Genomic DNA, 16,692 nt, shown 5'->3' on the forward strand with positions numbered 1-16,692 from the left:
CTGACATCGCAGTTGGCATAGCCGCCACCGATTTCTGAGATGTCTTTGCCGCCTGAGAGGCCACTGCTCCATGCCCATGTTCCTGTTCCTTCGTCAGCACGCGAGTTGTAGCGAACTGTCCGGGGACCATGATCGGTTGACCACCTTGACCAAACAAAATGAATCCGATTGTTCGCGCTTGACCATGCGATTTGGCGTCCCATCGAGCCATTCTGCTGGAATTCATAATACGTGCAGCCGATAGTGTCACCGGGCGGATATGGCGCGGGAGATGATCTCGATGGTCCTATGCCAGGGGCAGTGGAAACCGCCTCGTCGCCGATGAAATGCCGTGAGGTCGTTTCTTTCAGTGGAACGCGGACGCGGCTTTCTCCGATCGCCTCAAACCGGAAGATTGATAGCGTCGATGCCAGCAATATAGATGAGAATACGACTTTTGTTCTGAATGACATTCGAGTTCCCCTTTGTTTCAGCAATCAGCTCACGTTGAACCGATCAGTGAGTTTATCGACGGCACCAAGAGTCCCGTTTGGTTAGCTCAAACGTGCGCCAAGTGAGTTATACGATTTTGCCTCCTTTGCCCAGATCAATCCAGCCATATTGGCTGTTCGCATTGAACAGGACGTTCCCAATGTAATGGATCGCGGTCGATACTGTCAAGTGTGGAGTTGCATTTCTCCTGAAGCACCCATTGCATCCTGCCATTTTCAGTTGACATCAGCAAACCAATACAATATCATTCAACCGGTTGAGCGCGCCAACTTGTGAAGCAATTCACATAACACCTGACCACAGAATCGCGTTCGCTCAACGTAATAGAAGGTGACAACATGCGATAGCAGAGGTGATACATGGATACTGAGCGTGAAGTTCTTGAAATTGATGTTCTCGTTGTTGGCGCTGGTCCTGCCGGACTGGCGTGTGCCTACCGGCTGAAGGAACTTATAGACAGCCATGAAGAGAATCGACAAGCAGGAGATACGACTGCTGAGAAGGATCTCTCGGAAATCATGATTGCTGTCATCGAGAAGGGCGCGCATGTCGGCGCGCATTCGCTGTCTGGTGCAGTCATGGATCCGAAAGGTATCGAGGAGCTGATTCCGGATTACATCGAGAGGGGTGCGCCACTCGAGAAAAAAGTTGAGGATGACACGCTGTACTACCTCAGTGAGACTAGTCGGTTCGCGGTTCCATGGCTGCCCAAGGACATGCACAACCATGGATTCAATATCGTCTCGCTCAATCGTCTGACGGCGTGGCTTGGAGAGAGGGTAGAGGAAAAAGAGGTAGACATTCTCACCGGAGCAGGTGGCGCGGAGATTCTCTATGACGGCGATCGTGTGATAGGTGTACGCACGGATGACAAAGGACGCGATAAAGAGGGCAATCCGCGTGAGAATTTCGAATTGGGCACGGATATTCAGGCTAAGGTCACTGTGCTGGCAGAGGGCGTGCGCGGTTCTTTGACAAAAGCGCATGTAAACAAGTTGCATCTCGATAAAGGCAAGAATCCACAATCTTATGTTACAGGCGTGAAAGAAGTGTGGGAGATTCCCGAGGGAAGATTCACGAAGGGCACGATCATTCACACGCTCGGGTATCCGCTCGATTCTCGCACCTTCGGCGGCGGGTTCATCTATACCATGAGCGAAAATCTGCTTTCGATAGGTCTTGTTGTCGGTCTCAATTATCGAAATCCGCTGACCGATCCACATAATCTCTTCTCGAAATTCAAAACGCATCCGATGGTGAAATCAATTCTCGATGGTGGCAAAATGCTGCGATACGGAGCTAAAGCCATTCCCGAAGGAGGCTACTACTCTATGCCGAAAATGTACGGGGATGGATTTCTGATTGTCGGCGATTCCGCCGGTTACCTGAATTCACAGAGGCTCAAGGGAATTCACCTGGCAATCAAGTCTGGCATCATGGCTGCAGAGACGACATTTGAAGCTCTGTTGGCGGATGATTACAGTGAGAAGCAACTGGGAGCTTACGATAAGCGGTTTCAGGAGTCATGGGCGAAGCAGGAGTTGTGGAAAGTCAGGAACTTCCATCAGGCGTACGAAGATGGCCTGTTCAGCGGTTTCCTGCACACGGGGCTTCAGATGGTAACAGGTGGCAAAGGCACGAAAGAGAAGTATGAAATCGTCGAGGACTACAAGCACATGAAGAAAGTGCGCGAGTTCTTTGATGTCGATGCCGTTGATCCGAAGCGAGATCGTATCGCTCACGACGGGAAGCTGACATGGAATAAGCTCGACAGCGTATATTACTCCGGCACCAAGCATGAGGAAGATCAGCCGTCTCATCTTGTCATCGCTGATTTCGATACATGCAATGACAAGTGCACTTTTGAATACGGCAATCCCTGCCAGCATTTCTGCCCGGCAAATGTCTATGAGATGGAAGAGGATGAGATCGGTAAGCCAAAACTCAAACTGAATCCGTCGAACTGTGTGCATTGCAAGACTTGCGATATAGCGGATCCCTACGCTATCATTACGTGGGTAGTTCCGGAAGGCGGTGGTGGACCGAATTACTCGGACATGTAGCTGTCATCCGGCTTCAAAGAAAATGGCGCGATCTCATGTGAGTTCGCGCCTTACTTGTCTTGAAAATTCTCTAGAAGAGACTCTTAATAAAACCGCCGTCCACCTGAATGGCTGAACCAGTTATGTAGGCGGCGCGCTCAGATGCCAGAAAAGCTACGGCAAAAGCCACCTTTTCCGGTTCGGCAAGTCTGTTGGCCGGGATCGAACGTTGCCACGAGGCATAGATTTGAGCCACAGACACCTTAGACTTCTTGGACAGCTCTTTAGCGAAGTTCTTAAGGCGATCGGTCAACGTATACCCGGGGCAAATGCAGTTGACCGTGATCCTACTGGCTGCGACCTCATTGGCAAGAGTCTTTGAGAATCCGAGCACTCCCGCGCGTGCGGTGTTTGAGAGCATGAGATTGTCGAGAGGCTGCTTCGCAGAGATCGAAGTCAGATTAATAATCCTGCCCCATTTGCGGCTTTTCATCCCCGGCAACGCCAGGCGGCAGAGATTGATGGTCGACATAAGATTCTGATCTACGGCCCATCTGAAGTCAGAGTCGTCAAGTTTGTCGAATGTTCCAAGCGGTGGTCCACCTGCATTGCAAATGAGAATATCGATGTGACTGAATGCCTTTTCGACACTCTGTACCATAGACTCGATCTGCTTCTTGCTGGTGACATCTGCCTTGATGGGAAGCACTTCGGAACCTGTCATTGTACTGATGTTGTCTGCGGTACGCTTCAGTTCGTCCATATTCCTGGCGCAGATCGCAACACGGCATCCTTCCCTGGCGAGTTCGGTGGCGATTGCCTTGCCCAGACCCTTTGACGCCGCCGTGACCAGAGCTGTTTTTTTGTCAAGCCCGAGATCCATAGACTCACACCTTCATTTCTGAGAGTTCTTTGTATAGCACCACTGCGCTGCGGATGCCGCGATGGAAATCATCGAGTCCGAAAAATTCATTCGGAGAATGAGCGTTGCAATCCGGCTGGCAGAGGCCGAGCAGGATAGTGTCGACGCCGAGAAGTTCCTTGAACGTATTGACGGTTGGAATAGATCCTCCCTCTCTGATCCAGAATGGCTTCCTACCGAATCCGTATTCGAGAGCCTTTTCGGCCGCCTGCATTATGGGATTGTCTCTGGATACTATTGCCGCTGGTGCGCCGCTGACTTTGGTCACCTCGACTCTGACAGAAGGTGGTGCGATTTGTTTCAGATATGCCTCCAGCAGATCACAGACTTTCACGGGGTCCATCTTCGGAACGAGCCTCATAGTGATCTTGCAGCCTGCCCACGACGGCAAAACAGTCTTCTGACCTTCTCCCATATATCCGCCGAAGATGCCATTGCAGTCGAGCGTCGGTCTCGCCCACTTCCGCTCAAGCGTCGTATATCCTTTCTCTCCCAGGAGTTCATTGACTTCCAGGTCGCGCTTGTAAGCCATCTCATCGAATGGCAGCTTCGCAAATTCCTCTCGCTCCCAGTCCTGTATCGGCATCACGTCATCGTAGAAACCATCAACTGCAATGCGATTATCGTTATCATGGAGCTTGGCAATCATGCTGCAGAGGACAGTTATCGGATTAGCGACCGCGCCCCCGTATGATCCGGAATGGAGATCGCGATTGGGTCCGATGACTTTGACCTCGCACGGAGCGATGCCTCGCAGCCCGTAAGTAAGCGCAGGCATGTCCTTTCCGAATTGAGCTGTATCTGAAATAATCGCCAAATCCGACTTCAACATTTCCTGATTCTTCTCGATGAACTCATCAAGATGCAGCGATGCAATCTCTTCCTCGCCTTCAAATACGAGTTTCACATTGATCGGCAGTTCGCCTCCGTTGTGCATGAACGTCTCGAGAGCGTGGACATGTGCCATTAACTGTCCCTTGTCATCGGCAGCGCCTCTAGCGTAGATAATGCCGTCCTTGATGACCGGGATGAACGGCGGAGAGTCCCACAAGTGGATCGGATCGACAGGCTGAACATCATAATGTCCGTAAATCAGCGCTGTCGGTTTCCCCCCAGCCTTCAGGTGCTCGGCATACAGGATCGGGTGGCCCGGGGTCTCTATAATTCGTGGTGAGAAACCAATCCTGGATAAGTAATTGCGAAGAAACTCGCATGCCGCACGAATATCTTTCTTGTGCTCCGGCTGAGCCGAAACTGATGGTATTTGGAGAAACTCAACTAACGTGTTATCGAAGCGCTTGATATTCTGACTGATATACTCCTCGTGTTCCTTCATTACGACTCCTTGTGTGAATGGCCTACCTTATGGAAATTTGGTGCGTCTGTCAACACATTTTGAAACAGAGGGGGATGTTAGGTATCTGTCTCCACGACTCTTCGGTGCACAACATTTTTCTTGCAGAAAGACGTAAATGTTCGTAAAATCGGAAACTTATGGCTGCAGAAATGATCAGAATAGATGGAAGCTTCGGAGAAGGCGGAGGGCAAATCCTCAGAACAAGCCTGTCGCTCGCAACTCATCTCTGCCGTCCGATAGAGATAGTCAATATCCGAAAGAGCCGCCGGACCCCCGGCCTTATGCCGCAGCATTTAACTGCGGTCAAGGCTTGCAAGAGAATCTGCGGTGCCGAGGTGCAGGGGGACAAGATCAAATCGGAGAGTCTGCAGTTCCATCCCCAAAAGGTCAAACCGGGCAAGTACACTTTCGACATAGCTGAAGGGAGGAGATCTGCTGGGAGCGCCACCCTCGTCATACAGACCCTTCTCCTGCCGCTCTTCTTCGCCGGTGGTGAGTCGCAGATCAAGGTAAAGGGCGGAACACACGTCCCATGGAGTCCCCCAGCCACATATCTAAAACAGGTGTTCTTGCCTTCATTGGCGATGATTGGCCTTCACTCGCAGATGAAGATATCACGTTGGGGATGGTATCCTGAAGGTGGGGGGGAAATATCCTGCTCGATACAGTCAGCCAAGGGAATAAAACTTCACGACTACACTGACAGAGGGAAGTTTGTCAGATTGACTGGTCTATCGGCTGTTTCAAACCTGCAGTTTTCGATAGCGGAGCGCCAGCGGAAACGTGCGCATCAGATTCTCAAGGAAGCCGGCTATGGAGCGAATATTGTCAGCAAAGAGGTCCGATCATCCGGCAAAGGGACAATCCTCTTTCTGACAGCAGAATTCGAGAAAATTATCGCGGGATTCTCGGTTCTGGGCGAGAAGGGCAAGCCTGCTGAGATAGTCGCTGAAGAAGCAGCAATGCAGTTCATAGATTTTATCGGTAAAGATGTTTGTATCGGCAGTCACCTCGCTGATCAGATATTGCCCTATCTGTGCCTGGCGCGGCGCAAATTCAAGCTTGATGTCTCTGCTCTGACCACTCACCTCATCACCAATCTCTGGGTAATAAAGAAGTTCTTCGACTTTAAGGTCGAGATCAAAGGCCAAGTGGGATTCCCCGGGTATATCACTGTCGAACCCAATAAGTAGGCTTGTATCCAGTCTGACGTGCAGTCGGACTGAAGACATGTCGTAATCTGATTCTAACGACAGGCGTCATTTCTATGTCGGAACCCGTCAAGTACAAAGGCCATGTCGAGGGCTCAGTCCTGAGGAGCATATTCAGGATGGGTCTGCCTTCCATGATTGGGTTTGGTGCCGCAAATGTATACGACATCATCGATATGTTCTGGCTTGCGAGACTCGGTGTAGACCCACCCGCCGCAATCACATTCTTCTTTGCGTTCTTCTGGGTGATATCATCTGTGAACATGATCGCCGGTACTGGAAGTGTCTCTATCATTTCACAGAATTTCGGATCGGGAAATATTGACGCCACTGAGGTCTCAATTAAGGAGACATTCATTCTCAAAGCTATCCTTGCAGTCGGATTCGGCGCCATCGGCCTGCTGATTCTGGAGCCTGTTCTGACACTGCTTGGGGCTGAAGGCAGCGTGCTTCGGATGGCACTCGAATACGGACGTATCCAGCTCTATGCCATGGTGTTTCCCTTCTGTGCGTTCACAGTTTACACAGCCTTGCGGGGAATAGGCAATCCGAAATGGGCAATGACACTGATGCTGACCTCAATCGCTCTGAATATGATTCTCGATCCAGTGCTTATCTTCGGATGGTGGATATTCCCTGAACTTGGAGTTGCCGGAGCTGCGTGGGCTTCCATAATCGGCTACGCATTCTCAGTGATTGCCGGACTTGCGCTGTTTTGCGGAGGTGTCTTTAATGTGAAATTGCACCTGGTCGGAAAGATTCGGCTTGGAATCAACACTATGTTCAAGATTATGCGAATCGGAGCGCCTTCGGGGATAAGCGCGGTATCTTTTTCACTCTCTCGCTCGGTCCTAATGTGGTTCGTAGGCTATTACGGTACAGAGATTGTCGCAGCTTATGGGGTTGGAAACAGGATTTCCGCGTTTGGCATTATGGTGGTTGTCGGGCTCGGGCTCGGTATCTCTGCGCTTATCGGTCAGATTCTGGGTGCTGAGAATCACGAACGCGCATGGAAGACATCAAAGCAGTCGATCTGGCTCTCCACGGTAGTCATGACTGCCTTCGGGGCAGTCTGTTTCTTTGGAGCAGATTTGCTGATGCGAATGTTCTTTGACTCGTCAGCAGGCGGACAATCGGCGCAGGTTCACCATGCGGGAGTAGTCTTTCTGAGAATCATCGCCTTTTCATTTCCGTTTGTCGGGATCTTTATCACTATTGAGCAGGTGTTCTGCGGTGCAGGTAAGAATCTGCCCCCAATGCTCTTCGGCATAGCTGCAAACTGGCTTCTGGAGATTCCGCTTATCTGGGGATTGGCCTGGATGGCCGGCATGAACGAGACCGGGGTCTGGTTAGCCGTAACGGCTGCGCATGTAATCGCTACAGCGGCTTTCATCGTCTACTATCACAGAAAGACCTGGCTGCATTATCGTGTCAAGACGACTGCCCCGGCATGAGACGCTCAGTCGATGCCGAACTCAGCCCTGAGTGCCGTGGCGGCCTCATCAATCTGAGAGACTTTCACCACACAACTTATCGAGGAGAGGGACGTCGAGATCGCCTCGATGTTAATGCCTGCCTTCGATAGAGCCGAAAACAATCTTCCTCCCGATCCGGGCTGGCCTGACAGCATGTGCCAGGAAACAGTGAGGATGGCTATGTCGGAGCGTGAAGATATGTCGTCGAACTGAAGTGTGCTCTTCATATCGTTGAGGAGCTGGATTGCTGCGTCGACATCCTTCTCTCTCAATGCGAATGCAATATTGGCACGATTGTGCTTGCCGGGACTCGAAATCACTAACTCGACATTGTATCCTCGCGCTCCCAGAGCCCCGAATATGTCTGCTGCAATGCCAGGACTGTCAGGCACGTTGTGAATAACGACCTCTGCAACATCGCATATGGTAGTCAAGTGAACATCAGGCATAGGATCTCCTTTTCTTGTTAGGGTAAGACGTTGGTGTATTGATGTCAATTTCTTTTTGAATTGACATCGAAAAAAGAGATCGCTTAAATAACAACATGACATCTCTGCGTATTAGCGGTTCGACCGTTCTTTTGGGAGTAGGGGTCGTATTTATGCTGGTGAGCGGTCTATATGCCGACCTTACCGGTAACATGCGTCCGGCCTCGGTCGTGCACAAAGTGGACGGACGAATCTACTTATCTATGGGACATCTCGAAGGTCTCACGGGAAACTGGATGGTCAGCAGGCTACCGAATAACCTGAGCACACCTCATGTGCCTCTTACGTGGATTGGAGATGATCTCTGCCGCATTGAGCCTGCTGCATTCATTTACGAACAGATTGTTGTTGGAGATACGGTTTGGCTGACGGAGGTCCGGTTGCCGGATACCGAACGAACCGGAACATCCGTCAAACTGGCGGTCACCAAGCTTCCAGTATCGACTGATGAAACGCCTGTCACCTGGAATGATTGGGATTTTCGAGAGGCGGTGTACACACACCTCGGAGAAACAGTAGACAGCTTGTTGGAGGATGAAAGCGGCAATTCCGTCTGGTTCCTTTGGCCCGAGGCAGAGGTGCGGTTCTCGAACGGAAAAGTTCTTCGAGCGGATGCGATCGGGGAATCGCTCAGAAGACTCTGCTCGAACTGGGATCCGTTTTCAGTATGGATCGAGCATTTCAGGCACATCAATGACACCCTGGTGGTGGCGAGGACGAATGAGTTCACATTCGAAACCAATTTTGCCAGCCGTTGTGGCAGACGGCTCTCGTTCATAGATTCCCCAGGATTCTACGCTGTCGACATGACGGATACCGGAGGTATAGCTGAGAGATACGGATTTGGTGCTGGTGCGTATGAAATCTCTGATATCACTGCATCGACTCTAACACTCGTGAAACGCCCTACCTATTACGATCTCAATGCGATCGACACGATTTTTTACGATGCGCACGATTCATACGACGATGCCAAGCTCGCTTTTGAATTGGGTGAGGTGGATATATTGGAGATCGCCCCATTCGATGTAAGGAAATTCGAGGACAGTTATGAGATCATATCTCACAAACTTGATGCCGCAGCATTCCTGAGCGTGAACAATCAGAAACCATATTTCTCCAACAATCTTTTCGCGACGGCACTGAATTATCTCATCGACATTGAGTCGCTATGCCGCGTCCCTCTCGATCGTATGGTAAGTCCGATAAACGTGTCCGCTCTGGCTTGCGACAGCAGTCTGACGGCTACTTTTTCGTACGACAGACGGAAGGGCAGGAAGCTTCTTCAGCAGATTGATGATCTTCCGGAATTTATGTCGCTCTTGCTGACCGACGCTGATGATGTGGCACTTGTCAGAACTGCAGAGTTCATTCGAGGAACACTCGAGCGCGAGAATATTCATCTGACCATATACACTACTCCATTCACCTCGGATACTTCGAAAGTGAATGATATCTTTCGTTCATTTGATCTGATGCTGGCCAGACTCGATAATCCGGCGGGGTTAGATGCTCAGCTCCTGTATCAGTCCTACTTCCACGGAGGAGTCGAAAATCTGCAGTGGAATCGGTCATTGTACCACACCACTGAACTGGATGAACTCTTCGAGCGGTACTATACTTCCTGCTTTGACAATTCGGTCGCCGGACGAAACATGCAGCGGCGGATAGTCGCGTCGCACCTTCATGCGCCCTCCGGAGTCTGGCTGTATCGCCCGGTCAGGTATCTCGCTGTGTCGCCCCGAGTACTCTCTGTGGAGTTCGGTGAGTCCGGCATCATTGATTTGAGACGAATCGAAGTCGAGCAACAATGAAAATCGGCACCAGGTACACCCTGTTCTCTCTTGTTGCAGCCGCTGTGCCTATAGGGTTGATTGTTGCGGTTCTGTTCGTTTTCACGCATCATGAACTTGAGAGGATGCAGGCGAAAGACCTGGAGAATGTCAGGCAAGCAGTCAGTTCCGATATTGCTGATCTGCAGCGTGCGGTGGTTTCGGATATTGGCGTGATTTCGGAAGATCTCGAATGGACAAGGCTCCTCCTTCAGAAGGATGCTTCCGAGCGAATTGACCAGCTTGCGCTGATCGAAAAAGCGACGAGCCACTGTGAGCTGCTTGGCCTCAAATATATTGAATTGATATCACCCGACTCGATTCTTCTCGCGAGATCGGGAGATTACTCCGACTTCGGGCTGGGCATAGATCGCCCTCTGCTTGATACGACTTCTGCCAAATCTGGCGGCGGCGGGCTTGCAGCTCTCGATGTGGCGGGTGATACTGAAGCATGCATGATCGCATCCAGAGGCATCTACTACAGGGGGAATCTAATCGCGTACCTGCAGGGCGGAAAGGTACTGGATTCGAATTACCTATCGCACTTGAAAAGTGTCACCGGGTGTGCATTCGCACTCCTCATTGACGGGAGATTACATGGATCAGGTCTGGATAGAACTGATCGCGATCTAAGTCTGAGCGGGACCGTTGCCTTCACCAGCATTGACGGATCGAGTGACATATTAGTTGGGTTTGAGAAACCGGAATCGAATGTCGAGAGACTGCTCGCGCACAGCCTGTGGCTCTATGGGCTCGTTGCTCTTGCCGGCATTGTTCTTTCCGGAGTGATAGGATATTTCAGCTCACGCCACCTCACAGTCCCGGTCAATGAACTCGTTCGGGCCGCCGAAGATATCTCCCGCGGGAAGTTTGAGCAGAGGATCATTTGGTTCGCCAAAGATGAACTGGGCACGCTTGTCGAAGGCTTCAATTCAATGTATGACAGGCTGAAAGTGTCTCAGGAGAAGCTGATCCAGACCGAGAAAGTAGCTGCATGGAAACAGATGGCACGCAAGGTGGCACATGAAATCAAGAATCCGCTCACGCCGATACGGCTCTCTGTCGAAGACCTCAAAAGGAGCTATGATTTAAAATCACCGGAGTTTGAAGAGATATTGAATGGAGCAGTGGAGACGATAGGGAGCGAAATTGCAAGGCTGACACGCCTGACCGATGAATTTTCGCAGTTCGCTCGTCTTCCTGCGCCTGAATTGCTGAATCGGGACATCCGCCCGGTGATCGCGGACGCGCTGAGAATATATGGAGAGAAGATCAGAGCAGAGAAGCTGAGAGTCAAGTTCCCTCAGAACGTGGTCTCTGTCGCATTAGACGCGGATCTGTTTTCTCAGGCGCTTGTCAATCTTGTCAAGAACGGTTTTGAAGCGGCGGGTGAAAATGGAATAGTCGATGTTGTTCTCGAAGAGGGGAGCCGCATTGCCCGGGTGTGTGTCGAGGACAACGGGCCGGGTGTTTCCGACGAGGCTGTGCAGAAGTTATTCACGCCGCACTTTACGACAAAGAAAGATGGGACCGGCCTTGGACTTGTTATAGCGTACAGGATCGCTTTTGACCACGGCGGTCGGATTCGATTCGAGAAACGCGACCCCAATGGATCGCGCTTCATAATCGTCCTGCCGTTGGTGGAAAGGTAGTTATGAGCAAAAGGATTCTCATAGTCGATGACGAGCCGAATATCCTCAAATCGCTTTCAGGGCCATTGGGCCGCGAGGGGTACACTGTCGAGACTGCAGCGGACTTCGCCGATGCTGTTGGCGCAAATGACGGCAGCTTTGATGTCCTGCTGCTCGATGTGTGGCTGCCGGATGGTGACGGCGTCAAGCTTCTGCAGCAATTCAAGAAGGACTATCCGGATCAGGCTATAATTATGATGTCGGGGCACTCTACAATCGGGACGGCTGTTTCCGCTGTCAAACTCGGGGCGTTTGATTTCCTCGAAAAGCCGCTCTCACTTGAAAAAGTTCTTGTCACGATAGAAAATGCGATTCACTTCCTGTCTCTGAAGAAAGAGAACGTTGAGCTCAGAAAGGCAGTCGAAAAGAAGTACGAACTTATCGGTGCGAGCGACGCTATTCGTGATGTTCAATCGAGGATTCAGTCTGCGGCGACATCAAATGCGCGAATACTGATCCGCGGGGAAAGTGGTACAGGCAAGGAGATTGTAGCCAGGCTCATTCACATTAAGAGCAATCGTTCGAGAATGCCTTTTGTGGCTATCAACTGTGCTGCTGTACCGGATGAGCTGATTGAGTCTGAACTATTTGGCCACCGAAAGGGTGCATTTACAGGCGCTGTCAACGCCAGAGTAGGAAGATTCGAGAAGGCTGACGGGGGCACTCTGTTTCTTGATGAGATCGGTGATATGAATCTCAGGACTCAGGCAAAACTCCTTCGCGTGATCGAAGATGGTGAAGTGGAAATACTCGGCGGTGGGTCTGTCAGTGTTGATGTGAGGATCATCTCCGCAACCAACAGGAATCTTGAAGGAATGATCGCCGATGAGAAGTTCAGAGAGGATTTGTTTTTCAGGCTGAATGTCTATCCAATCGACATCCCGCCCCTGAGATTTCGCAAGGATGATATCCCGCTCTTAGTCGAGCATTTCGTATCGAATATCTGCAGTGAGTACGGCAGGAAGGATATTAATACAAGCAAGGATGCAATGAAATCCCTCATGAAATTCGATTACCCGGGCAATGTCCGCGAGCTGGCAAATCTTGTAGAGCGCATCCTGATCGGAAATGATTTCTCCAACATAAGTGCTGATGACGTGAAGGATGCTCAGGGTGCATCAATACGCATACGATCGACCAGCACCAAACTCAAAGAGGCCACCGAAGAATTTGAGTCGGAATTCATTCAGAGAGTCATCAAAGAAGTCGGGGGCAACATGACCGATGCTGCTGCCCGTCTTGGCCTCGAAAGAAGCCACTTATACAAAAAGATGAGTGCTCTGGGGTTGAAGCGGGATCAGAACCATTAGTTTTAGGCTTCGATCACAATCTACCAGCAGGGTCACATGATCCACAACGGTGAAATCAGCTATGAGCAGAAGGCTCTGGAGTGGTGGCAAGCCGTCCTGCTGGCCGTAGCGTTGTTTTTCCTTGGGATTTTAGTCCTCTCCGCCCTTTCGTTCTTTTTGCACCAGAGAGTGGCTGCACTCATCATGGAACTATGCGTGTACTTTCTGCCCGCGGCTGTCATTGTTCACGTACTGAAACTGCGATCGGCCGGTGTGGGCAGGATCAGACGACTTGCGGACCTGCGCTTGATACTCCTCATACCCATTGCAGGACTTGGCTGGGCAGCTGCAGTCACCCCGCTTGTCGAAGTGGCTCACTCGGTCTATCCCATACCGAAGATCATCCTCGACTCGCTGGTAACGTTGATGATGGCGGACACTGTCCCGGAGTTTATCTGGGTAGTTTTTCTTATTGCCCTTGTCCCCGCAGTTGCTGAGGAGCTCGTGTTTCGCGGAATCGTGCAACCGGCACTGATAGTGCGTTTTGGGCCGATTGCAGGCATCGGGCTGACTTCTCTCGTATTTGCGACAATCCACCTGAACCCCTGGTCATTCGGTCCACTTTTGATTCTCGGAACCTTTTTTGGAATAGTGTCGTACAAAATCGGTACTTTTTGGGCGGGTGCGCTCGCGCATTTTGGGAATAACCTGTTGGCGCTCGCAACGCTTAATAGCATCCGTGCTGTAGATTATACCAGTTTGACTGAGACGACCCCATGGTATATATTCGTTCCAGGCTTGATTGCGGCGATTGGAGGCACGCTCATTATCGCGAGGCGGAAAAGTGATGGCAGTTCTCCGACCGATGAAGATTCTGGTACAATTGCATTGACGAATGAGCCGGTTGATACGATATAGGATATATAACTCATGAGCAAAAACTCGAATGATACATTAATCGATTCCCTGAAGCTGTTCGCGCAGACTGCGAAGATAATGAATCGCACGCTCAATAAGGGCGAGCTGGTGGACATTGTCCTTGAGGAATCACGCGGTATTTCATCATGTCGCGCAGCTACACTGTTGCTGACGGGTCTCGATCCGGCCCACAATGAATTCTACGCGTCCGCTGATCGAATGAAACGCCGTCTTGAGCTGCCTGCCGATTATCTGCCGCAACCGGGAGATGCGGGTTCGTTCGCTGAATTCGTCACAGTTCCCGAAGATGATCGTCTGCGGGCTGTTATTCGCGATCAGTTTGAGGTTGATGTCTCGACTCGTCTGCGGCTCACCCTGCGCAGCAGGGACTCGCATTTAGGTTTCGTGGATTTGTACGATCCTCAGGATCAGTCCGGATTGAGCCGGCATGTTTTCGAGGTACTCGCAGCTTTATCGGATTTGTTTGTGATCGCATGGGACAACGCCGAGTTGTATGAACAGATGCATCGGAAATCACTCCAGAATAAGCTCCTGCTGGACTCAACACAGATGCTGTCATCATCAATTGAACTTGATGAAGTGCTTGAGAACATGATGATCGCTCTTAAGAAAGTCGTCGATTATGACGCGATCGGGATCTTTCTCGTGAAGAAAGAGACGAACCGACTAGAGCCGCGCGTTTGGAGAGGATTCGATCAAAATGACAGCATGCATCGTCTTGGAACGAAGCTCGGTGAAGGTCTGGTCGGTTGGGTTGTCGAACACGGAGTCGGTGTTTACGTTCCAGACACGCTGAAGGATAATCGCTACATAGAGGCGCGACCGGAGACACGGTCAGAACTCGTTGTGCCGATAAAGGCGGATGATAAGATAATAGGCGCATTCAATGTCGAATCGGACCTGGTGGACCCATACTCCCAGGAAGATCTTGATTTCCTGACAGTCTTCGCCTCGCAGGCTGCAGTGTCAATCGAGCGAGCGCGAATGTACAGGCAAATCATGTTCAACCGGCAGTTTGAAGAGCAGTTGAATGTTGCGAGAATGATCCAGCAGACGTTCTTGCCGCGCAAGAATCCTACGGTCAAAGGGTTTGATATTGCCGGAAGGAACATTCCTTCGCAGAAGGTCGGCGGCGATTACTATGATTTTATCCAGATTGTTGACAATCAGATAGGAATTGCCATCGCCGATGTATCCGGTAAAGGCATGCCGGCAGCTCTGATAATGGCAGCATTCAGGGCGTCACTCATCGCTGAGATACGAAATAACTATGCAATACGAACCATACTGCAGAAAGTGAATCGCTTGCTGCATGAGAGCATGGACGGCGGAAGCTTTGTTACGGCAGTCTATGGAGTTCTCGACTGCAAGAACAGGATTCTGACTTTCTCGAACGCAGGTCATAATCCGCCGATACTTCTGAGAAAGGACGGCACGTCTGAGGAGCTTGTGGAAGGTGGTCTGGCGCTCGGAATCCTCGATGACCGTGTATATGAGGAGCGGCCCGTATATGTCGGGTCGGGCGATCTAATTGTCCTTTTCACTGATGGTGTCAGCGAGGCTACTGCCGCAGACGGGGAGCAGTACGGTGAAAAACGGATTGTCGATAACCTGGTGGATAACCGTGAGAAGTCTGCGGAGGAGCTCGTGCAGCTGATAATAGACTCTGTGAACGAATTCTCTGCTGATGACTTTGTGCCGGATGATTTGACCCTCATCGTAGTCAAGGCATTGTAGTCAAAGCGTTTGTTATCATCGAGGAACTGATTATACGAAGCTGCAATCGATGGCTTAACGGGGTTGACAAAACGGGGAACTGCCTGTACCTTGTCCCGTACAATTCGCAGGATTGTGTTTGATTTAACAGGAGAAAGACATGTTCGCAAAGCATTATGGGAAATTGACGATTATGATCGCATTTGGTCTTCTAATATTAGCACTATCCTGCGGCGATGATCCGCTGGAGCCCATTATTATTGAGTTGGGTGGTACGATGGTCGTGGCTCACGTGCCATCTTCCGACGCAATAACCATTGATGGCGTGCCTGACGCTACATGGGACAGGGCCAAGAAATTCCAGATTGTCGCGAAGAGCTCAATCGGGAGCCCTACCGTAATCGATATGAAGGCTGCCACCGATTCGGCGTTTTTCTACATGCTTGTATCCTGGGAAGATCCCACACGGGATGTCGAGCCTGATCATTGGCTCTTTACAGACTCGACCGGTGGACATGTCATGACCGGCGGTCAGGATTTCTTTTTCATGGTGCTCGACGATGGAAGGAACGGCGATGTTGGCGGGGATTGCGCCCAGATGTGTCATACAGTTGAAGTACCTTCCGGTGATTCTACGACTACCGTGGATTCTATGCGCAATAGCGGCACGGGAATGGTTGATGCATGGATTTGGAGATCGGGACAAACCGATCCATCATCTGTTCTTGACGATATGCATTTTCTCGCTGGCGATATCGTCGGATTCGATCTCACCGTGTTGACTGATCCGATCTGGGGATGGAATATAGTAGACCCTGACTCCGTTCGCGATCCAGTTGCAATGCACCGCGATTCTCTTTTCTACACCGGAGAGTTTCTTTATCGAGCAGATTCGGTCGAGTTTAAGGGCGGATTCAAGGGCCCGCAGGGTGAGGCGGTATTTTGGCCGTATCTCGCAACTGTGCCCGGATACGTAGTCGAAGGTTCTCCTCCCAATAATCCGGATGAGAGCTTGTGGGAAGTTGTCGCCAAAGGTGCATACGATGACCTCGCAAACCGATGGACACTCGAGATCAGGCGTAAGATGAATACGGGTCACAGCGACGACATACCGTTTGTCCTTGGGGAGCGGCTTAATTGTTCGGCCGGCATCAAGAACAGCCCTGTCGGGAACTCTCCATACCCGCACTACGCTACCGAGCCGTTCGACATACAATTCTAAGTTATATCCTGTCGAG

The 16,692-nt window shown here is 50.9% G+C and carries 13 protein-coding genes; 9 read left to right on the plus strand and 4 right to left on the minus strand.

Annotated elements, in window-relative coordinates; genetic code table 11:
- Window positions 1–452: hypothetical protein (locus tag KKH67_02700; protein ID MBU1318085.1), on the minus strand; the 452-nt coding region annotated here is incomplete at its 3' end.
- A 399-nt stretch (window positions 453–851) separates the two neighbouring features.
- On the opposite strand from KKH67_02700, the gene KKH67_02705 reads away from it, so the two are divergent.
- On the plus strand, window positions 852–2,555 hold the full coding sequence (locus KKH67_02705; protein MBU1318086.1) for an electron transfer flavoprotein-ubiquinone oxidoreductase: 1,704 nt from the start codon (window positions 852–854) through the stop codon (window positions 2,553–2,555).
- 70 nt (window positions 2,556–2,625) lie between these two features.
- Here the strand turns inward: KKH67_02705 and KKH67_02710 are convergent, their stop codons facing one another.
- A complete protein-coding gene (locus tag KKH67_02710) occupies window positions 2,626–3,417 on the minus strand; it encodes an SDR family oxidoreductase (protein MBU1318087.1) in 792 nt (263 codons plus the stop codon).
- Window positions 3,418–3,421: 4 nt separating this feature from the next.
- Entirely contained in the window at window positions 3,422–4,792 is a 1,371-nt protein-coding gene (locus tag KKH67_02715) for a dipeptidase (protein ID MBU1318088.1), read from the minus strand.
- Window positions 4,793–4,950: 158 nt separating this feature from the next.
- Here KKH67_02715 and rtcA point away from each other — a divergent pair, with 158 nt between their 5' ends.
- Both rtcA and KKH67_02725 read left to right on the plus strand, forming a co-directional pair.
- Complete coding sequence (rtcA, locus tag KKH67_02720; GenBank protein MBU1318089.1) at window positions 4,951–6,006, plus strand: RNA 3'-phosphate cyclase; 1,056 nt, start codon at window positions 4,951–4,953, stop codon at window positions 6,004–6,006.
- Window positions 6,007–6,080: 74 nt separating this feature from the next.
- On the plus strand, window positions 6,081–7,478 hold the full coding sequence (locus tag KKH67_02725) for an MATE family efflux transporter (protein MBU1318090.1): 1,398 nt from the start codon (window positions 6,081–6,083) through the stop codon (window positions 7,476–7,478).
- 5 nt (window positions 7,479–7,483) lie between these two features.
- Here KKH67_02725 and KKH67_02730 read toward each other — a convergent pair whose 3' ends face one another.
- Window positions 7,484–7,948: an ACT domain-containing protein gene (locus KKH67_02730; protein MBU1318091.1), complete on the minus strand. Its 465-nt coding sequence runs from the start codon at window positions 7,946–7,948 to the stop codon at window positions 7,484–7,486.
- Between the two features lie 152 nt (window positions 7,949–8,100).
- Here KKH67_02730 and KKH67_02735 point away from each other — a divergent pair, with 152 nt between their 5' ends.
- The 6 genes from KKH67_02735 (at window position 8,101) to KKH67_02760 (ending at window position 16,676) form a co-directional block, all read left to right on the plus strand.
- On the plus strand, window positions 8,101–9,801 hold the full coding sequence (locus tag KKH67_02735; protein ID MBU1318092.1) for a hypothetical protein: 1,701 nt from the start codon (window positions 8,101–8,103) through the stop codon (window positions 9,799–9,801).
- Window positions 9,798–11,471, plus strand: a complete 1,674-nt coding sequence (locus KKH67_02740; GenBank protein MBU1318093.1) for a HAMP domain-containing protein — start codon at window positions 9,798–9,800, stop codon at window positions 11,469–11,471. Before KKH67_02735 ends, KKH67_02740 begins: the two co-directional genes overlap by 4 nt.
- A 2-nt stretch (window positions 11,472–11,473) precedes the next feature.
- Window positions 11,474–12,820 (plus strand): sigma-54 dependent transcriptional regulator, encoded by a 1,347-nt coding sequence (locus KKH67_02745; protein MBU1318094.1) that lies wholly within the window; start codon window positions 11,474–11,476, stop codon window positions 12,818–12,820.
- Window positions 12,821–12,856: 36 nt separating this feature from the next.
- Window positions 12,857–13,717, plus strand: coding sequence for a CPBP family intramembrane metalloprotease (locus KKH67_02750; GenBank protein ID MBU1318095.1), 861 nt, complete (start codon window positions 12,857–12,859; stop codon window positions 13,715–13,717).
- Window positions 13,718–13,729: 12 nt separating this feature from the next.
- The gene (locus KKH67_02755; protein ID MBU1318096.1) at window positions 13,730–15,475 is read left to right on the plus strand and encodes a SpoIIE family protein phosphatase; all 1,746 of its coding nucleotides are present in this window, start codon (window positions 13,730–13,732) and stop codon (window positions 15,473–15,475) included.
- Between the two features lie 139 nt (window positions 15,476–15,614).
- Complete coding sequence (locus tag KKH67_02760) at window positions 15,615–16,676, plus strand: hypothetical protein (protein MBU1318097.1); 1,062 nt, start codon at window positions 15,615–15,617, stop codon at window positions 16,674–16,676.
- The last annotated feature ends 16 nt before the right edge of the window (window positions 16,677–16,692 follow it).

This window comes from Candidatus Zixiibacteriota bacterium (assembly GCA_018820315.1).
GTDB lineage: Bacteria > Zixibacteria > MSB-5A5 > JAABVY01 > JAHJOQ01 > JAHJOQ01.